General features: G+C 45.6%; 12 protein-coding genes. 10 read left to right on the top strand and 2 right to left on the bottom strand.

The window, feature by feature from the left end; all coding sequences use genetic code 11:
• Window positions 1–61: 61 nt before the first annotated feature.
• On the top strand, window positions 62–1,828 hold the full coding sequence (locus AB4114_RS19240; RefSeq protein ID WP_441989932.1) for a methyl-accepting chemotaxis protein: 1,767 nt from the start codon (window positions 62–64) through the stop codon (window positions 1,826–1,828).
• Window positions 1,829–2,213: 385 nt separating this feature from the next.
• On the opposite strand, the gene AB4114_RS19235 is transcribed toward AB4114_RS19240, so the two are convergent.
• Entirely contained in the window at window positions 2,214–2,894 is a 681-nt protein-coding gene (locus AB4114_RS19235; protein ID WP_441989931.1) for an endonuclease domain-containing protein, read from the bottom strand.
• Window positions 2,895–3,629: 735 nt separating this feature from the next.
• Between AB4114_RS19235 and AB4114_RS19230 the strand changes: the two genes are divergently transcribed.
• The 8 genes from AB4114_RS19230 to AB4114_RS19195 all read left to right on the top strand — a co-directional run bounded on the left by AB4114_RS19230 (window position 3,630) and on the right by AB4114_RS19195 (window position 13,828).
• Complete coding sequence (locus AB4114_RS19230) at window positions 3,630–4,073, top strand: OsmC family protein (protein WP_441989930.1); 444 nt, start codon at window positions 3,630–3,632, stop codon at window positions 4,071–4,073.
• Window positions 4,074–4,121: 48 nt separating this feature from the next.
• Complete coding sequence (locus AB4114_RS19225) at window positions 4,122–5,936, top strand: sensor histidine kinase (protein WP_441989929.1); 1,815 nt, start codon at window positions 4,122–4,124, stop codon at window positions 5,934–5,936.
• A complete protein-coding gene (locus AB4114_RS19220) occupies window positions 5,933–7,540 on the top strand; it encodes a response regulator transcription factor (RefSeq protein ID WP_441989928.1) in 1,608 nt (535 codons plus the stop codon). The genes AB4114_RS19225 and AB4114_RS19220 overlap by 4 nt, the downstream gene beginning before the upstream one ends.
• A 149-nt stretch (window positions 7,541–7,689) precedes the next feature.
• Window positions 7,690–9,036, top strand: coding sequence for an extracellular solute-binding protein (locus tag AB4114_RS19215; RefSeq protein ID WP_441989927.1), 1,347 nt, complete (start codon window positions 7,690–7,692; stop codon window positions 9,034–9,036).
• Between the two features lie 14 nt (window positions 9,037–9,050).
• A complete protein-coding gene (locus AB4114_RS19210; RefSeq protein ID WP_441989926.1) occupies window positions 9,051–9,935 on the top strand; it encodes a carbohydrate ABC transporter permease in 885 nt (294 codons plus the stop codon).
• The gene (locus tag AB4114_RS19205) at window positions 9,932–10,747 is read left to right on the top strand and encodes a carbohydrate ABC transporter permease (protein ID WP_441989925.1); all 816 of its coding nucleotides are present in this window, start codon (window positions 9,932–9,934) and stop codon (window positions 10,745–10,747) included. Before AB4114_RS19210 ends, AB4114_RS19205 begins: the two co-directional genes overlap by 4 nt.
• A 27-nt stretch (window positions 10,748–10,774) precedes the next feature.
• Window positions 10,775–12,406 carry a beta-N-acetylhexosaminidase gene (nagZ, locus tag AB4114_RS19200; protein WP_441989924.1) on the top strand — a complete coding sequence of 544 codons (1,632 nt, stop codon included), beginning with the start codon at window positions 10,775–10,777 and terminating at the stop codon, window positions 12,404–12,406.
• Window positions 12,407–12,568: 162 nt separating this feature from the next.
• Window positions 12,569–13,828 (top strand): MFS transporter, encoded by a 1,260-nt coding sequence (locus AB4114_RS19195; RefSeq protein WP_441989923.1) that lies wholly within the window; start codon window positions 12,569–12,571, stop codon window positions 13,826–13,828.
• 59 nt (window positions 13,829–13,887) lie between these two features.
• Here AB4114_RS19195 and AB4114_RS19190 read toward each other — a convergent pair whose 3' ends face one another.
• Window positions 13,888–14,643 (bottom strand): DeoR/GlpR family DNA-binding transcription regulator, encoded by a 756-nt coding sequence (locus AB4114_RS19190; protein WP_171632028.1) that lies wholly within the window; start codon window positions 14,641–14,643, stop codon window positions 13,888–13,890.
• 264 nt (window positions 14,644–14,907) lie between these two features.
• Between AB4114_RS19190 and AB4114_RS19185 the strand changes: the two genes are divergently transcribed.
• A complete protein-coding gene (locus tag AB4114_RS19185) occupies window positions 14,908–16,587 on the top strand; it encodes a hypothetical protein (RefSeq protein WP_441989922.1) in 1,680 nt (559 codons plus the stop codon).
• Window positions 16,588–16,624: the final 37 nt, after the last annotated feature.

Raw genomic sequence — 16,624 nt, 5'->3', positions numbered from 1 at the left:
TTAGTTTTTATGTCATGGGAGAAAGTTGTATGATTTACACTCGGGGGGAGAATGGGTAACTTTGAAATTGAAATCGGAATTGAACAGCATGCAAAGCACAGGAAAGTTCAACGTCAACCTGTCCGTCCTTCGTAATCTGAAACTTCGTTTTAAACTGCTGTTCATGAATGCGATTGCCATTTTATTTTTATTAATTGTAGGGATTACGGGCTATTATTATATGGACAAGATGTCTAGCAACTCTACTAAAATGTACGAGGAAAGTCTGCTATCTGTCAAATGGATTAATCAACTCCAAACAAATTTCAATGAAACCGAATCTAATTTACTAGAAATGATGTTATCCACGGATGTGAAATATAAGGCCAAGCTGAAAGCTAAGTTGGATGAGAACGCTGGTACGAATAAAGATTTAGTTACGAAAATTGCAGGGATTGCGTTGAATGGGGAAGAGGCTGGGGCTTTCAAAAGCTTCGAGGAACTGAATCTGAAATATCGTGAATTTGTCACTAAAACCATAGATCAAGCGACGCAAAATAATCAAGTTGCTTATCAGGTTTACAATAATGAAGTATCCCCGCAAGGTGATAAAACGGTAGAAGCATTAGATAAACTCGTAGCGCTTAAAGAAACCGCGGCTGAACAATTTCAGAAATCAAGTAGTTCGGATTCAGCAACGTCGCATTGGGTCATTATACTTACGATCATTATTGCGATTGTTGTGATGACGTTGGGCGCATTGACGTTGGATATGATCATCTCGACACCCATTCGCAAACTCCAAGAAAATATGGAAAAGGCAGCTGGTGGAGATCTGTCCGTTAAAGGGGACTATCCTTATGGGGATGAGGTAGGTAAATTAACGAATTCCTTTAATGTCATGACAGGGAGCTTGCGTGGCTTAGTTATGCAAATTTCAGATAATGCTTTAACGCTTTCAGCGAGTTCCGAAGAGCTGCTTGCTAGCTCAGAGCAAAGCTCTCTGGCAGCAAGACAGGTTGCTACTTCTAGTCAGCAGTTGTCGGAGGATTTCGATAAACAATTTGCTGGTGTGACGCAAGCGAATGAGGCCGTTGGGCTTATGCTGACTAGCACGAAGCAAATTGATGAGTCGGCGCAAGTGGTTGCTGCGCTTGTGAATCAAGCAACGCAGGCCGCTCAGCATGGTAAGCAATCGGTCGTTTCAATCGCGGGGCAAATGTCTGAGATATCAGACGCGGTTCGTGATGTTAATGTCGTTATCGAAGCTTTGGGTAAAAATGCACACAAAATTGGTGAAATCGTCAATGTCATTAACGAGATTTCGACGCAAACGAATCTGCTTTCCTTGAATGCAGCGATTGAAGCAGCACGTGCAGGGGAAGCGGGGCGCGGCTTCGCGGTCGTTGCTGGGGAAGTGCGCAAACTTGCGGAGCAGTCGTCCACTTCGGCGCGAAATATTACAGATCTGGTGTCGACGATCCAACGACAGATCAATCAAGCAGTTAGCTCCATGCATACCGGAGCAGGAAAAGTGCAAGAAGGACTGACGATTTCGGAGGAAGCGCAGGAATCGTTCGTACATATCGAGACTTCGGTCGAGAAGGTGAATACGAAAGTGGAAGATGTGAACCGGAACATCCACCAGCTCGTAGACGCGAACTTACGCATCGAGCAAGTGATGCGTATTGTGAGCTCCGTTTCGGAGACGGGGATTTCCGTCAGCCAAGAGACATCCGCTGCGAGTCAGCAGCAAATGTCGACCACGGAGGAAATCGAGAACTCCGCGAAGTCCCTGGCCGGACTAGCGGAAGAATTACAAATTTCGCTGCAGAAATTTAAGGTGTAGTGTGAACCCGCGGGCGTTGAGCCTGCGGGTTTTTGTTTGTATGCCGGAGTTGGACGAATCTGACGCAAGCGGTGCTGTTAGTGATGAAAAACATCACTAAAGTAGGTGGAGCTGGACGAATCTGACGCAAGCGGTGCTGTTAGTGATGAAAAACATCACTAAAGTAGGTGGAGCTGGACGAATCTGCTGAAAACGTGCAGTTAGTGATGAAAAACATCACTAAAGCAGGTGGAGCTGAGTGAATCAGCCGCAAATGCTGCAGTTAGTGATGAAAAACATCACTAAAGCAGGTGGAGCTGGGTGAATCAGCCGCAAATGCTGCAGTTAGTGATGAAAAACATCACTATTGGAGCTGGATAAGTCGAATCCGTCGTATCACTTCGCACTATCCCATCAATTGCTGAAGTATCTCAGCTGTAGGGCGGTAGTATCTAATCCGTTTAGTCCCTTTTCCTGCGGGTTCAAGCATGTTTTTCACATGCATGACCTTGAGCAGTTGTCGTGCTTTCTGAGATTCGATAGCGAGTACTTGGCATACATCTTGAGTGGTGAGGGGATTATCACTGTTTATCGCATACCGCAAGACTTCCTTCTCCACGTAGCTTATCAATTGGACTGACCCGTCGTTCATGCCCAAATAGCGTCCCATAAATTGTTGTAGGATTTGTTGGCACATGCGAGGGCGATCTTTGATATCGTCGTAGGAGAAACGAAGGATTCGCCAGCCATCGATGATGAGGTGGTTCTGACGAATGAGGTGATCGGAGAATTGGGATCGGCTAATTTGTGAGGCGTGGGTGGTGAAACCATCGATTTCGATGGCAAGTTTGAGTGTATGTTTGATAAAAGCAAAATCAAGGAATCGGGTTCCATCTCGGAAGTCTTTCACTTCATATTCGGGATGAAGATCGTTGAAATGTTTAAAAGCAGGCCACCAAACCTGCAAAAGAAATAGTTTTTCAGCATGACTGTGGCCCTCCAGCAGTCTGCGAAGCGAGTCACCTTTTCGAGTGGACGCGTGGTAAGCGATAAATCCATCATGTGCAACTTCGAATGCTATTTTCATGTGGATGCCTCCTTGAAATGATAAAGCCGCTTCTCATGAACAGCCAAGGCTGAACTTGAAAAGCGGCGTATGCTTTACGACCAACTATGTCAACATTGTAGCACACACACTCCGTATATCACCACCGTATTGACACGCATGTACTATTATTATATAATATTGAAGTTGATTGAAATGAAACCATATAAACACTTCATATTTAGCCTCATTTACCCCACACGAACGATTAGCGAGAAGAAAGTAACCCCCTCTCCTTGTTTGTTTTTCTCCCAATGCGCAGTCCATCAGCTCATTTATGGTAAACCCGAGGCAACGTAAGTGTTTCGGCAGTAAGTGTTTGTAACGCAATTCGCACTGGCGCGGTCATTGGAGCCGCAAGGATGAAAGAGAGGTAGGGCTTTCATTGTTTTGATATTCCAACACATGAATTACGCAATTTCATAGAGATCAATTGAAGTTAGATAAATCGTTTTCGTGCTGATTAGGTGCGGGAACGATTTTTTATGTTGTTTGAATGACTGGTGAATCCTGCTTGCTTCCTTTACAATAAAATGAAATCTACCAAAGATTTGCTGGAGGTTTGAGGTATGAGGTTTGAGGTTTGAGGTATGAGACTTGAGGTATGAGGCTTGAGGTTTGCTTGAGGTTTGGAAGGTTTTACGAAAAGTTGATTGTGAATTGTGGGTTTGTTTAAATGTAAGGTTTTGATCATACATAGAAAGAGGCGTATTTCCCATGCCAGAGCAAGTTTTTGAACTTAAGGCCACATGGACCGGCGGTCTTGATGGGACCGGCCAACTCCAAGCGGATGGCTTCCAGACATCCATTTCCGTGCCAAGCGAATTTGACGGACCTGGCGTAGGGACGAATCCGGAAGAAATGCTGCTCGGCGCCGCGGCAACCTGCTACCTGATCACACTCGGCACATTGCTCCATCGAGCAGGCATCGAATCCCTAGAACTCCATTCCCACATCTACATCCAGAACCAACCAACAATGAAAGTGAATGCGATCGTCCATCGTCCTCTAATTTCTGTGCCACCACATATGACCGAAGCTCAACTGGATAAAATAAACAAAGCGGCCTTCCGTGCGGAACAAACCTGCATGATTAGCAAAGCTTTGCGAGGCAATGTACATATTAGCGTCGAACCCGAGATTCGAATCTCGGGCGTGTAGTTGACTAATCCATTGTCCGATTCGATCTAGAAGGAGGGCAGCGCAGCGATGAATCTGAACAAAAAAGTATTTATCGGTTTTTTACTTTTCATCATCATCCCCTTATTCGTCCTAGGGTCAGCGGTGTACACAGTCTCCCAGCAGCTAATTGAGAAAAAATATGGGGATCTCACAGAAGTCACGTTGCAAGCGATCTCTCGTAATATTTACTACATGTTCAAGGAAGCGAACTATTTCTCCGATTTCTGGATGGTCAAAGATAGCATTCAAGGCATCTATCGTACGATAGATGCGGCAAAACCGAACGAGGATCCCCTATCCTCGTATGATTTGAACACATTTGATACGCTGCTTCGCGGCTCGATTCTGACTTATTCGCCTGTTCAATCTGTTGTCATTTACAACAATAGCGGCAAATCCTTTAGTGCCGGGCGAACGAGTGGAAGTTCGATTCCATGGCAAACGATTCAGCAAAGCATGGCCTTCCAGCACATCCAAGATCTTAATGGCAGTCCACTCTGGATAGGACCCTCCGAATTCAAAGAGTTCGGTTCAGGCCGCGGCGAGTTCTATCAAGCGCGAATGGTGAAAGATTTTTGGACGATGGATAATCTCGGCTATATGCTGTTGAAATTTAAATTCAATGAGCTGGATCAGATATTCAAATCCTTCAATACGAGTGAGGAAAGCTCCAAACGCTATCTGCTGATCAATAAAAACGGTCTTATTTTTTACGATAATAAGCAAAGTTTAGAAGGGGCGAATGTCCTGCAATTGACGCAAGGGAAATTCGATCTTGGATTCAATAATTACAGCTTCCAGGCCAATTTTCAAAATGAAAAAAGTCTGATTTCCCTCTATCATTTGAATATTAATGGGATGGGGGTTCAGGACTGGAGTGTCGTGTCGGTCACGTCATGGAAATATGTCGCTGGGGAAATCGAGACGATTATGAAGCTGGTTGCAGGCATTACGTTTATTTGTTTATTCTTTGCCCTGGTGTATAACCTTGTCTTCGTAAGACGTATTATTCAACTGATTCTTCGCATGCTTTCCTCTATGAAAAAGGTGGAGCGTGGTGATCTGACGACCCGTATGGAAGTGAGCGGAAAGGACGAAACCACAGCGCTAGCGAGAGGATTTAATAGTCTAGTTGTAAGGGTCGAGGATTTGCTCGAAGAGGTGAAGCGTCAGCAGGACCGCAAAAACAAGGCAGAGCTTATGCTGCTGCAAGCACAGATTAAGCCTCATTTTCTTTTTAATACGCTCGAGTCCATTAATGTGCTAGCCATTCAAAACCAAGGGAAGAAAGTCAGCCAGATGGTGATTCGACTTGGGAATTTGCTCCGGATCGGGATGGAAAACCGGGAAGAGATTACGTTGAAGCAGGAGCTTGAGCATCTGCGCAGTTATTTGGAAATACAGGAGTTCCGCTTTGAGGATCAGTTCCAATACACGATTGAGGCGCCTCCGGAGCTGCTCCATGAGGACATTTTGAAGCTGACCTTGCAGCCTTTGGTCGAGAATAGCTTACAGCATGGCTTTGAACCAATTGACTATATGGGGCTAATTACGGTGAAGGTTGTGGATGAAGGGGATCGTATTGGGCTATATGTGACGGATAACGGCGTTGGCATCAGTAACGAAAAGCTAGCGAAATTCCATTATAAAACCGAACTGGAGACGCCATTTCATGAAATTTTGGAATCGAATGAAGAGCGAAGAGGCCTTGGTGTAAGTAATGTTGCCGATCGGGTTCGGATTCAATATGGTGAGCACTATGGGATGTTTATTTGTTCTCAAGAAGGTCAAGGTACGACGATGAAGGTGATTATTCCGAAAAGAAAGAGGGATGCAGGGTGAGGTTAAAAGCGATTTTGGCAGACGATGAGCCTAACATTTTACGTAATTTGCAGGCGGTCATTCCTTGGAAAGAGCTCGAGATTGATATTGTAGGCACAGCCAAAAATGGGCTTGAAGCCTTAGAACTCTGTGTTCAGCATATCCCGGACATCGTGATGAGTGATATTCGGATGCCGCAAATGGATGGCATTACGTTCATTCATAAGCTGCGGGAAATCAATGAAGACTGCACGGTGCTGATGGTGACGGGGTATCAGGATTTCGACTATGTGCGCTCGCTCCTGCGGGTGGGGGTTAGTGATTATATTCTAAAGCCAATCAATTACGAAGAGCTTGAGAATTCGATTCGTAAGCTTGCCGGCGAAATTCGTGCTAAGAAACAGAACCATCAGGAAGAACTCCTGAAGTGGGGGAAGATTAGAAGCTTGGCCTACGAGAAGATTTTGCAGGATATTATGATGGATTATACGGATATTACGGCGAGTACACAGCTTCCCATTGATCAGGGAGATCTAGAGACACTGCGTTATGTGTTCGCGATTATTGACGTAGATAATTATTCTCAGAAATCATTGCTGTGGAGTGAGCAAGAACGTAAGCTGTGGAACTTCGCTGTGCGGAATGTCCTACAGGATTCCTTGGCGGACGAGATCTCACAGTACACCGTTCTTCAGATGCGAGAAGGAGAATGGTCACTGCTCATGGCGTGGGAGGAGGAAGACCCTGCAGACCCTACTTCCGTAGAAATGAAATTACGTGAGTTAGCTGCCAAATTACAACGAAATGTCAGTCAATCTGTGAAGCTAGGGATTAGTGTGGGCTACTTTCCAGGGCCAGTAGGACTGCAACAGCTAGCGGATACCTATCGAAAGCTGCAGAGATTCATGCAGTTGAATTTAGATAAGCAGCAATCCGTACTGCCCTATAAAGAGGCCAAAGAATCTTCGGATGCGAGTAGTTCGCTTTGGTTTTTGGTAGAGGAAATTGTTACGGGCATGAAGCAGTTGAATCGTCCGAAGACCGAGGATGCGCTGGATCGTCTTAAGTTGTTGCTGGAAGGTTTGTCGGAGGGATCATTCGCTCGCGCTTATCAGATGCTGCACTATTTGATCCTGCATGTACTGCGAGAGTTGCGTGAGATGAATGCCCTCGATAGTCAGGAAGAAGAACAGATTTGGCGTGAGTTGGATAAAAGCGAGAGTATCCCGCATTTGTTGCAGGTTATGGTACAACTTGTATCGAACGGGCTCGAAGGTACGAACAAGAAGAAAAATAGTGAGCTCCTCATGGCCTCTGCTAAGGAATATATTCGAACACATTATTCAACGGATTTCGGCATTGAGGATATTGCCAGCTCCTTGGGAATTAGCTCGAGCTATTTCAGTTTGTTATTTAAACAACACTTTGGGGAAACCTTTGTGGAGTATGTAACGAAGCATCGGATGGTGCAGGCGAAATCCTTGTTGCTGCACAGTGACAAAAGTATTACGGATATTGGAAAATGCGTGGGCTATATGGAACGGCGCTATTTTACTAAGGTATTTCAGAAGTTTACGGGCGAAATTCCTTCCGAGTATCGGGATAAGCGAAAGGAAGGGAACTAGAGGAATTTGCCCCTAGATTAGGAATTTATCTGTCTTTAGTACACACAGGGGTTCAATTATACTTAAATGGTAAGCTTAAAGCGGTTGTTTAAAAAGTCCACTTTTGATCACGAAGTAGTCCAAGAAGCATTTAAAGGAGAACCGAGTGGATGAGAAAACGGTCACTAATTTGGAGTGCAGGTGCTATAGCTCTCACGTTCATGCTGTCGGCATGCAGTATATTTTCGGATAAATCGGATCCAGGGCATGATGCGTCTAGTGGAAAAAGTGTCCAGAATGGGCCAATCTTGCTGACCATCCGGCATACACAGGTAAAGGATACGCAGAAGAAACGCCTCGCCATGCTGCAGGATGTTGTCAAAGCGACCGAAGCCAAAGTGCCTGGTTTGACGATTACGTTAGATGGTGTTGAGGATAAGGTGAATCGCTTCGAAAAGCTGCGAGCAGAAATGGCTGCAGGGAATCCGCCAGAAATATTCGACCTGTTCGGAGGCACGGATACGAAGGATTACGTGAAGGCGAATCGACTGCTGGACCTTACCCCCATCCTGCAAGAGCTTGGGTTAACAGATAAGTTCTATAGCTTTGAAGAGTTTACGGTGAATGGCAAAATCTATGGGATTCCGATGGCTGGCTATGTGGAAGGCCTGTACTATAACAAAAAGATTTTGAAAGAGCAGGGAATCAAGCTGCCCGAAACATGGGACGAGCTGGTAGCCGCAGCGGCGAAGCTGAAAGCTGCCAAAATTACCCCTTTTGCCATGGCGGCTAAGGACTCCTGGGTTATTAACATGATGATTAATACCATGTGGGTGCGCACGGCAGGGGCGGATTCGATCGAGGGTTTTTTGAATGGAAGCATGCATTGGACGGATCCAGAGGTATTGAAAGCTTTTGAACAGTATAGAACGCTCATTCAGAAAGACTACTTCCAAGATGGCAGTCTAGCACTTGCCTATGCCGAACAGCAAAATACATTCAGTAGTGGAAACGCAGCTTTCATGTTTGATGGCAGCTGGGCGAACACGCCGCTCCTTGATCCTGATAAGTCAGTCATTGCACGGGATATCGGTTTCATGAACTTCCCTTCAATGGGGGGACCTGGTGATGGGTATATCAATGGGGGCTGGTCCAATGCCTATGGCTTTTCCAAAAAGGTAACCCCCGAACAATTGCTGGCGATCAAAGAGTTCATTAAGCAAATGTATACGGAATCGATGCAGAAGAGGCAGCTCGTTGAAGAGGGGATGCCGCCAGCGATGAAGCTGCAGGATACGAGTCAAGTAAACCCCTTGATAACGGAAATATTGAATGTGTTTGCGACTAGTAAAGGAACTTTCCCAGCCTTCGATTCCCGCATACAAACGAAGGTTCGCGAAAAGCTTGAACGAGGAATGCAGGAGTTGCTTGGCGGAAGAACAGATCCGGCCTCGCTGATGACGGAATTACAGAAGCAGCAAGAAGCTTCGAATAAAGAAGAAACCCATTCCAAATAGTAGTAGGATGACATATGAATCAAATGGGAAGAAATGCAAGGGCGTACATGCTCTTTACTTTGCCGACGCAGCTCGTATTTGCGATTTTTTTCATGTATCCAATGTTGATGTCGCTGCGTTACGGGTTTACGGAGTGGAACGGCATCTCCCCGGCGACATTTAATGGGCTGGACAATTTCGTTGCAGCTTTTCATGATCCTTATTTCTGGATTGCTGTACGAAATAATATGTACTTCATTGGCTTTTCTATCGGGATTCAAATTCCCGTTATATTAGCTATTGCATTGCTTGTGAGTAGATTAAAGCGTTGGATCAGGATGTATAAAGCTCTGATTTTCCTTCCAACGATTCTATCGACTGCGGTCGTAGGTGTGCTCTGGGAATTTATTTATCATCCGCAGGCGGGGCTGCTTAATCAAGTCTTAGAAGCAGTCGGTTTATCGAGCTGGCAGCATGCTTGGCTGGCAGATGGCGCGACGGCGATGCTCGCCATTTTGATCACCAATGCTTGGCAATGGATGGGGTTCTATGTGGTGCTTGTGGTATCTGCCATCTATGCCATTCCAAAGCATCTGGTGGAAGCTGCTCAAATGGATGGTGCAGGGGGCATCCGTCAAGCTTGGTCAATCATTTTGCCGCTGCTAAGACCCGTAATTATGGTTATGATGCTCTTATCGATTACGGGCGGCATGAAAGCCATGGACATTGTAGTTGTCATGACAGGTGGGAATCCCTATGGGATCACGGAGGTTATGGCATCTTATATGATCAAAAAAGCTTATCGTATCGGCGAGTATGGCTATGCGAACAGCATCGCGGTACTGATTCTCATTTTTACGGCTATCTTAACGTCCGTATTCGGATGGTTCACAAGGAACCAGGAGGAGGTGCGCTTATGAGAGGAAGCCTCCTGCGCCGTATTTTCCCACATGCGATTTTAGTGATCTACATCGGGTTGATTTTATTTCCACTTGGGTGGACGTTGAATTCATCCTTCAAGACAAATAAAGAAATTATTACTGCCCCATGGTCCTTTCCCACAGAGTTTTCGTTATCGAATTATTGGAATGCGTGGACTGGCGCACATGTGGGCCATTATTTTATGAATAGTGTGATCAATTCGACGGTTTCAGCTATTGTTTCGTTAGCGCTAGGAACTGCGACCGCTTATGCGCTGACTCGGATGTCTTTTCCAAAGCTAAGTCTCGTTCTGAAAAGGATACTGATCTTGGCCTTGCTGGTGCCTGCCGCTTCCTTGCTGGTCCCTTTGTATATGCTGCTAAGGAGCTTGCATCTCTATAACACACCGCTGGCTTTAATTCTGCCCTATGTGACATTAGGATTGCCGTGGACCGTGTTCATGGTTAGCAGCTTTCTGAGCTCCATACCGAATGAACTGGAAGAAGCGGGTATCATGGATGGGCTTTCCATTTACGGGTTGTTGTGTCGGATCATCGTCCCCATTTCACTACCGTCCCTATTTACCGTATTCATGTTGAACTTTCTAACGAGCTGGAATGAATTCATTATGGCTAATTTATTTCTGACCAAAGAGAAGCTGAGGACGCTCCCCGTGAGTATGGTGGCCTTCTATGACCAGTTGAATATGAACTATGGTTCGCTATGTGCGGCAATCATGATCAGTGTAATTCCTGTTGTTGTGATGTATCTCCTTCTACAGAGAGGCATCATGGAAAATATCAAAGCCTAATTAAACTCTCAAGGAGCGTGTACAACCATGTCAGCAGCTGGAAATTCGAACAATAAGCCACTCACGTTACGGCAAAAGGTAGGCCAATTATTCGCTTGTGGGTTTGACGCACTGGAACCGAATCCACATGTTACGAAATTAATTGAAGAGTATGGGATTGGCGGCGTCATTTATTTCCGTCGTAATGTGAAGGACGCTCAGCAGCTTGCTCAGCTGTCTGCCGATTTGCAAGCTATCAGCCTGAATAGTGGCGGCCAGCCGCTATTTATCACAGTAGATCAAGAAGGCGGCATGGTGTCCCGTATCGAAAAGGGAGCAACGTTGCTGCCGGGGAATATGGCATTAGGTGCTGCCTTTGCACCATCTGGCGTTTATGCCAGCGCTAAGGTGATGGGCRAAGAGCTTCGCCAAATGGGCGTGAACATGAACTTGGCTCCTTGCTTAGACATTAATAATAACCCGCTAAACCCCGTAATTGGAGTCCGCTCTTATGGGGAAACAGCAGCCATTGTGAGTGATATGGGCACGCACGCAGTCAAAGGCTTGCAAGACATGGGCGTTATCGCTACGGTGAAGCATTTCCCTGGACATGGGGATACCACAGCGGATTCGCATCATGATTTACCTGTAGTTCCGCATAGCATGGAGCGATTGATGGAGCTGGAGCTAGCCCCGTTCATCAAGGCGATTGAAGGCGGTGTAGATGCCATTATGTCCGCACATGTGGTCTTTGAAGCTTTGGAAGATAGCAGTATACCATCAACATTATCGTATAAAATATTAACGGAATTACTGCGTGGTCAACTTGGTTTCAAAGGACTTATCGTCACGGATTGCTTAGAGATGAAGGCGATCTCTGAAGGGGTTGGCGTAGCGGAAGGTGCGGTTCGTGCACTGGAAGCGGGGGCGGATATTTTGCTCGTTAGTCATGAGTTGGAGCGTCAGATTGCGGCTATGGAAGCGGTCATTGCCGCTGTGGAAAGCGGTCGTGTTTCAGAAGCGCGTATTGATGAGTCTGTTCTTCGTATTATGACTTACAAGTATAAGCGTGACATTCGCTTTGATACACTAACGCAGGTTCCAGAGGGACCCATCTCGACACCAGAGCATCAGGAGCTGGCGAAGGAGTTAAGTCGCAAAAGCATCACGAAGGTCAAGGATGAAGTTGGCAAGGACCTCCAACTGAACGATAAAACCTGCGTGATTTGGACAGAAGTCCAATCGGGGACGGAAATCGATGAGGTTGTTGATCGTGAGGGAACGCTTGGCAGCGTGTTGTCCGAGTTGACTGGGGAGCACGTGCAAGAGTTGTACTTGGGTTTGTTTCCAACCGATGAGGAAATTGCGGAGACATTGAAGCGTTGCGAAGCCTATGAGCAAGTGGTCATTGTAACCTACAATGCGACGTTCTCTGAGGGACAAACACAGCTGGTTAAGGTTTTGATACAGAAAGAAAATGTGCATCTCATCGTCGCGGCAGGACGTAATCCGTATGACTTGCTTGAGTTCCCAGAAGTGAAAACCTACTATGCTTGTTATGAGAATCGTCCGCTGGCGATGGTTTCTCTAGCGAATGTGTTGCTTGGTCGTGAAGCAGCTGTCGGACGGTTACCTGTAACTTTATCCGAGCAATATCCGATTGGCTGGAGACAGGACTAGGGGGAAAATGAGTATAGAAGTTCTTTCTCTAGCAACTTGAAGCATTCTCCTTGTAAAATCAGATAGGCTTGTGAAACTTTTCGTTTCCAATTACGTAGGAACAATGCGCACATTTCACGCATTTCACAAGCGATCTAATTATGAAGGGGTGTATATTTTCAAATGAGTCATGCAAACGCTCAATCTGAGCCAACGATGAAATCATTTTTTGCGAATCGATTCGTTCAAACGATTATGTTATCAGGTATTTTGCTTCAAATCGGAATTTGGATACGTAACTTTGCGATTCTACTCTATGTCACAGACATGACGAATAATGATCCATACTCGCTTTCCTTAATCTCGGTAGCTGAGTTCGCGCCAATATTTATCTTCTCCTTTATCGGTGGAGCATTCGCCGATCGTTGGAGGCCAAAGCTGACGATGGTGTGGTGCGATTTACTTAGTGCAGCATCCGTTTTTGTTATCTTGATCACCTTGTATATGGGGTCTTGGAAAGCGATCTTCTTTGCTACTCTGGTGTCATCGATTCTTTCCCAATTCTCTCAACCATCGAACATGAAGCTATTTAAAGTACATGTCCCTGCTTCGCAAATGCAATTGGGGATGTCGATGTTCCAATCGATGATGGCGATTTTCATGATTTTGGGGCCTATGCTGGGCTCATTCATCTATTATCGTTTCGGGATCGAAACGGCCGTGGCCATCATGGGAGCATGTTTCTTATTATCCGCACTGGTACTTACGTTCCTGCCTAAGGATATGAAAGAAGATACATCGGAGCCGCGCACGACGCATATCTTCACGGAAATGGGGCAAGGCTTCCGTTATGTGTTGAGAAACCGTATGCTAGTCATCCTTGGCGGTTGTTTTGCAGTTGCTGGTCTAGCGATTGGGTTGATAAGCCCACTTGGCATTTTTCTAGTAACTGAGCAATTAGGCTTAGAGAAGTCGAGCTTGCAGTGGTTTATGGCGGCGAATGGGGCCGCGATGATTATAGGCGGTGGTGTAACGATGGCCTTTGCCAAAAAAATATCCCCACAAGCGATGCTCACCGTCGGTATGGCGGTAAGCGCAGTCACTTTTGCCATGCTAGGTGTGACGCATTTGGTATGGTTGGCACTCCTGATGCAGTTTATCTCAGGACTTGTGATGCCAGCTATTCAGATCGGGATTAGTACATTAATTCTAGGGAATACCGAGGAATCTTTCGTTGGACGCGTGAATGGTATTCTAACACCGCTCTTTATGGGTTCGATGGTCATTACCATGAGTCTGGCAGGGACGATTAAAGCTTCTTTCTCACTTGAATCGATCTACCTCACATCGGCGTTGCTCTTTGTTATCGGGGTTGGTATTATGGTACCGTCTTTGAAAATGAAGTCAGGGCCAATTCCACAGCCGAGCAGTGAACTGAAATAAGCATGTATAGCGAAAAAGCGATATCCTGGGCCTGATGGCTGGGATATCGCTTTTTTGTTTTAGAGGAATGGTGTTCCCGACTCCTTGAACGCCAGCTTCATTTCCGGCGTGATAGAGGAGTCGCTAATGATACCAACGGCTTCTTGTACCTCGCCAATAACGAACAAAGAGCTTCGGCTAAATTTGGAATGATCAGCTACGAGATACGTTTCCATCGATTGCTTCATCATCCGGCGATTCGTTTCGGCTTCAAGCTCATTATAGATCATCATGCCGCGTGAGAGGGAGATGCCGTCGCAGCCCATAAATGTTTTGCGGATACTGAGATTCTCAAGTGTGGCATTCGCTAATGGGCCTGAGAGTTCAAAGGTTTGTGTGCGAATCACACCACCGGTTAGAATCAGCTGCAACCCAGGCGTGCCGATGAGCTCGTAGGCAATATTCACGGCATTCGTAATGACGGTCAAATTTTTGAATTGGTTCAGCTTTTTGGCGATGAAAGTCGTAGTCGTTCCACCTGTTAGCCCAATGATATCGCCATCTTCGATGTAACGAAGGGCTTTGTCAGCGATTTCTTTCTTCTCATCGGTATAGAGGTCCATTTTATTAAAGAAGGGGACTTCCACTTTCAAGCTCTCAAGCACAGCTCCGCCAAAGGTGCGGATACAGCGTTTCTCTTGCTCGAGAATTTCTAGATCCCGTCGTGCAGTTGCTTCAGAGACATTGAATTGCTTCACAATATCCGTCAAGGCAATGGAGCCTTTATCTTTAATTGCATGCATGATGGCATCTCGGCGAACATCGGTCTTTCCCATGGTACCTCCTGACAGCTTTCCGTCTGGAAAGCTAAGTAACGATTCTATGTTAATAGGCTTATTTGGCTAAAAATAACGCTTCCTTCTATTTTATCATGGCGAAGGATGGTCGTCTATCGGATCGAATGTTGTTTGATTTGTTCTCTTTCAATAATTTATGAAAGGAGTACAAACCGATATCCATTCCGCTTCGTTACCTTAAGAAGGAAAAGCATTCTACCAAAATTGAGTTTGCTTCACCCCATTTAAGGAGGCGTGTACGGTATGAGGTATTTGAAGAAATTAGTCCTTTCAGCTGTTGTACTTCTAGGTGTTGTCATGGGTCTGACCGCGTTGACAGCGATTGCAGCTGAGCAAATGCAAGTCAAATCGGAGACAGATGTGGCAGGCGATCTAGGTATCTTACAAGGAGACGGCAACGGTCTTACGACGGAATATCTTACTAAGTCTACAACGAGATTTCAAGCAGCGATCATGTTTTTACGTTTAAAAGGACTGGAAACTGAAGCATTAGCTTACAGTGGGATGACTAATTTCAAGGATGCGAGTCTTGTCTACAAAGAGGGGCAAGCGGTTCTTGGTTACCTTAAAGATCACCCTGAGCTAGGTTGGCAAGGCACAGGTGGAGACCAATTTGATCCATTATCTGGCATCACAGCGCAAGCTTATTACAAAGTATTACTGGAAGCCCTCGGATACAAGCAAGGAACAGATTTTGAGTTCGCTCAGGCACTTACTTTTGCTGAACAAAAGGGACTATCCAAAATCGCAAGTGTTGGCCAGCTCGTCAACATGAATGTGGCAACTGCGACACTCGAAGCTTTGCACGCGACATTGAAAGGCAGCGACAAAACACTAGCAACTGTGTTATCAGGAAAGGGGATCCTGGCTGCGAATAAGCTTGAAGCACTTACATACAAGTCACTACAAGTAAAGAAAAACGATGCGCTTGGAAGCTATCTGGCTGATTCCAAAGGAATGACGCTCTACTATTTTACCAAAGATGCAGGGGATCAGAATTCTTGTGTGGATGCTTGCTTAGCAAAATGGCCTGTTTATTATGATGATCAACTGATGGTGCCAGCAGGCTTTCAAGCAGCCGATTTTACTGTGTTACTGCGCAAAGACGGTAAGAAACAATTGATGTACAAAGGTTGGCCTTTATATTATTATGCTATGGATCAAGCAGCAGGGGATACGAAAGGCGATGCGGTTGGTAAGCTCTGGTATGTCATTAAACCTGCAGCTGGGATTGCAGTAGGGACCAAAGCCGATCTTGGCAACTATTTGACGGACACCAAGGGTATGACACTTTATTATTACGATAAAGATACGAAAGGTGTCAGCAACTGTGCAGGAAAATGTTTGGAAAAATGGCCTTTATACGATGCCGACCACATTGCTGCACCTACGGGTATGAACTCGGCTGATTTTGGAACTATTATTCGTGCGGATGGCAAGAAGCAAACGACTTACAAAGGCTTTCCTTTGTATTACTGGGTAGACGATAAGAAGATGGGGGATACGACAGGACAAAATGTAGGCAATGTATGGTTCGTCGTAGATCCAGCGACTTTCAGTGGAACGAAAACTATCAACAGTTYGGTAAAAACAAGCAAATCTGATCAACTTGGCACATATCTAGTCGATACGAATGGCATGGCGCTATACTTGTTTACCAAGGATAAAGCTGATGTGAACTCTTGCGTCGGTGCATGTATTGTGAACTGGCCGATATTCTATGATGCGAATCTGACGGTGTCGAGTGATTTGAATGCAAGTGATTTTGGTGAATTCACGCGAACGGACGGAACAAAGCAAAACACCTACAAAGGTTGGCCATTGTACTATTGGGTTAAAGATAAAAATCCTGGAGATACAACAGGGCAAAATGTAGGGAAAGTGTGGTTCGTTCTAGATCCAGCAAAAACTGAAATCAGGTAACAGGCAACAGACAAGCTGTAACTGTGAACTTCAACCT

The organism is Paenibacillus sp. 2RAB27, assembly GCF_052115445.1.
Lineage (GTDB): Bacteria > Bacillota > Bacilli > Paenibacillales > NBRC-103111 > Paenibacillus_E.
Note: the sequence above shows the minus strand (reverse complement) of the source record. Positions and strands in the feature narration are given on the sequence as shown.

Bases quoted from the DNA above. Each gene is read 5' to 3' on its own strand.
- AB4114_RS19225 (WP_441989929.1), top strand. From the start codon at position 4,122: ATGAATCTGAACAAAAAAGTATTTATCGGTTTTTTACTTTTCATCATC.
- AB4114_RS19210 (WP_441989926.1), top strand. From the start codon at position 9,051: ATGAATCAAATGGGAAGAAATGCAAGGGCGTACATGCTCTTTACTTTG.
- AB4114_RS19205 (WP_441989925.1), top strand. From the start codon at position 9,932: ATGAGAGGAAGCCTCCTGCGCCGTATTTTCCCACATGCGATTTTAGTG.
- AB4114_RS19190 (WP_171632028.1), bottom strand. From the start codon at position 14,643: ATGGGAAAGACCGATGTTCGCCGAGATGCCATCATGCATGCAATTAAA.
- AB4114_RS19195 (WP_441989923.1), top strand. From the start codon at position 12,569: ATGAGTCATGCAAACGCTCAATCTGAGCCAACGATGAAATCATTTTTT.
- AB4114_RS19215 (WP_441989927.1), top strand. From the start codon at position 7,690: ATGAGAAAACGGTCACTAATTTGGAGTGCAGGTGCTATAGCTCTCACG.
- AB4114_RS19230 (WP_441989930.1), top strand. From the start codon at position 3,630: ATGCCAGAGCAAGTTTTTGAACTTAAGGCCACATGGACCGGCGGTCTT.
- AB4114_RS19235 (WP_441989931.1), bottom strand. From the start codon at position 2,894: ATGAAAATAGCATTCGAAGTTGCACATGATGGATTTATCGCTTACCAC.